Below are 2708 nucleotides of genomic sequence, written 5' to 3' on the forward strand. Positions count from 1 at the left end.
CGACCAGCGGATCAGCGTCCTGCGTTCCTCGTCGGTCAACACCAACGGCGCGGTAGGGCGCCCGGTCCGTGCCATCACCGCACCCTACACCAACTTATCAGGCGAATTTCCGGCGCAGGACACTAGTCGTCGACCCAGTCGCCCCGAAAGGCTCTGGCTCCGCTGCATCCCCGAGAGGGGTTCACCGTTCGACATCACGTTCATTTCGTCGTCGATTTGGGCCGCCAGATTGTCGGCGTACTCGACGAGGAGCCGGTCGAGCGCGATGTCGTGGGGGCGGGTGCAGCCGTCGCGGAAGCGGGCGACCATGGAGTAGGCGCTCAGCCGCCAGGCGTGGTGCAGGTGTTTCTGGGCTGCTGGTCGCGGATCGGGTGCTCGGGCTCCGGTGTGGCGGCGTACCTCGCGGATGAGGATGCTGATGTCTACAACATCACGGACCTGGAGAACTTCCCGCTTCCGAGCCACTGGAAGACCGCGCTCATGCCAGGGCGAGTCATCGCCTCCTCGCTCGCTCTGTTCCCTGCGGTCGAAGCCTTGGCCCGCCGCCAGGGACACCCAGATGTGCTCGACGCCCGGGGCAACGACATCGAACTCATCCACACCTTCGCAGACAAAGCCGCGCCCCGGCCGCCCAAGGTCACTTGGATAGCCTGGGAGGCGCCCTGATCTGCCGCCGACCGGGCGCGCGGTGTCTCAGCGCCCCGGTCACGCTGAGTAAGTGTCGGCCTTGGTGCTGCTCCTTGGGGTGGGCCGAAGTGAAGCGTCAAGGCGCCGGGCGAGCCGCGGTCGCGCGCCGGGGGTCGGGGAGCACGTGGGGAGCAGTCGGGTGCAGTGAACGGCGTTGAACTGCATCCAACAGCACGCAAGGGTGCTCAACTGCACTCGCCCCCACCTGCGGTTTCTCGTTCCTGCAGGTCAGAGTCGGTGCAGCGTCCTGCTTCACACCGAAGAGGTCACTGGTTCGATCCCAGTATCGCCCACGCAGGTCAAAGGCCACTTCCCGGCTTCGGGAGGTGGCCTTTTTGCTTGCGTACAGCAGCGAACTACAGCAATGGTCAGTGGGCGGGTGGCGACCAGGCGAGGAGATGTCCGCCTGTGCTGTTACTTTGCCGGCCGTGAATGATCAGCTGACGTGGATCGACCGGATCATCGACGTGACCGGGTGGCGCCATGAGCCCGAGGGCGGTGCCGGCTGGGAGCAGGCGGAGGCCGAGCTCGGCGTCACGCTGCCTAGCGACTTCAAAAAGTTGTGCCGGCGGTTCGTGCCAGGCCTGTTCATGGGTGTCCTTGACCTACTGCGACCGACCGACGATCACGATTCGACTTCGCTGCTCGGGTGGTGGAACTCCAGCCGGCGTTGGGTGAGCGAGCATGACGATCCCGCCGCGCGCTTGTACGCCCCGCACGATCTGTACGGGCCCGACAAGGGGTCCGGGCTGATCGAATGGGGTCACGACTCGTCCGGGGGTCAGTACTTCTGGCTGGCGGACCGCTCGGTGGAGTCTGCTCGGTGGCCCGTGGCCGCTCGGCACGACCCGCCCCACCCGTGGCACCGGTTCGACATGTCCATGACGGAGTTCGTCTACCGCATGCTCGCGGACCCGGAGCTGGAGTCGTTTTCGATGGTCACTCCGACGTGGCGACCGTTCTATCTGCCGTACTGGCAGCCGTTTCCCAGCACACCTGAGGAGTGGGACGCTCTCGGCGACCCGAACCGCGAGAACTGAACCAGTACCCCTCTCTGCCCGTGTAGGTCAGATGCCGAGCGAGTCGCCGAGGCGCTTGAGGGCTTCGCGCGTCGCCTATGATGAGACCTGCGTGTAGATCTCCATCGTCATGGAGAAGCGGGCGTGCCGGAGGACCTGCATAGCGACTCTCGGATGGACGTCGAGGTCCGCCAAGAGGGTGGCACAAGTTCGCCGCGCGTCGTGGACGGTGATCGGCCGGACACCGGCCTTCTCGCACCGGGTCTGCCAGGAGCGCTGGAAGTTGCGCGGCTCGATGGCGAAGCACCACCAGCCGTGGACGGGTGTCCGCTGGTGGTGTTCGTCGTGTCTCCTGGCACCGCCGAGAGGGCGGCTGACGCCGGAGGGCGGAATCGTGGTCTTGCCACTTCCCGCCGACGGGTCATGTCCTTTCACGCTCGTGAACCTGATGATTGGGCCGGCACGGGTGGGGAGCCTGGGATATCGGCATCCGGCGGTGGCCGCAGGCTGCCCCCACCCGTGGAAATGAACGAATCCGGGCCATCGTGGACGGCAGGCAAGGCCGTGCTGGGCCGCTCAGCGGATTCAGGGAGACCGGCATGGTGGCCGGGGCGATCGAGAGCCGGCGGGACGTGGCCCGCATCAGCGGCAGGAAGGCCGCTCGGCATCTCCGACGTCGAGTCCAGCGATCCGGCAGGAAGGCCGCGCTGGCGTGCTCGACGAGCGCCAGAGTAGCACCGGGTACCGACACGTCAACCCGCCGTGAGTCACCGGATCAGGGCGCACGGCCAGCTGCCGGCCGTGCCTGGTCTCGCATGATGGTTGACGGAACGGCGTCGCAGGACGTTTGACGCCCAGGTCGTGATCGAATAGGCCTAGTACGGCAGCCGCCGTTTGAGATGTTGCTGGTGGGGGCCGGTTAGACGAGGTGCGGCCACCGCGTGATCGTCTGTATGTTATGGACAAACTTTCAGATCTGGCGGTGGCCGCGTGCCACAGCGT

The 2708-nt window shown here is 66.2% G+C and carries 2 protein-coding genes and 1 pseudogene; 2 read left to right on the plus strand and 1 reads right to left on the minus strand.

Annotated elements, in window-relative coordinates; genetic code table 11:
* Positions 1 to 216 precede the first annotated feature (216 nt).
* Entirely contained in the window at positions 217 to 666 is a 450-nt protein-coding gene (locus tag KBX63_RS34775) for a hypothetical protein (protein ID WP_210918667.1), read from the plus strand.
* Between the two features lie 449 nt (positions 667 to 1115).
* Entirely contained in the window at positions 1116 to 1727 is a 612-nt protein-coding gene (locus tag KBX63_RS34780) for a hypothetical protein (protein ID WP_210918668.1), read from the plus strand.
* Positions 1728 to 1802: 75 nt separating this feature from the next.
* On the opposite strand, the pseudogene KBX63_RS34785 reads toward KBX63_RS34780, so the two are convergent.
* Positions 1803 to 2006 (minus strand): annotated as a pseudogene (locus KBX63_RS34785) (tyrosine-type recombinase/integrase); the annotation flags it as partial.
* Positions 2007 to 2708 lie beyond the last annotated feature (702 nt).

The organism is Micromonospora sp. U21 (assembly GCF_018070045.1).
Classification (GTDB): domain Bacteria; phylum Actinomycetota; class Actinomycetes; order Mycobacteriales; family Micromonosporaceae; genus Micromonospora.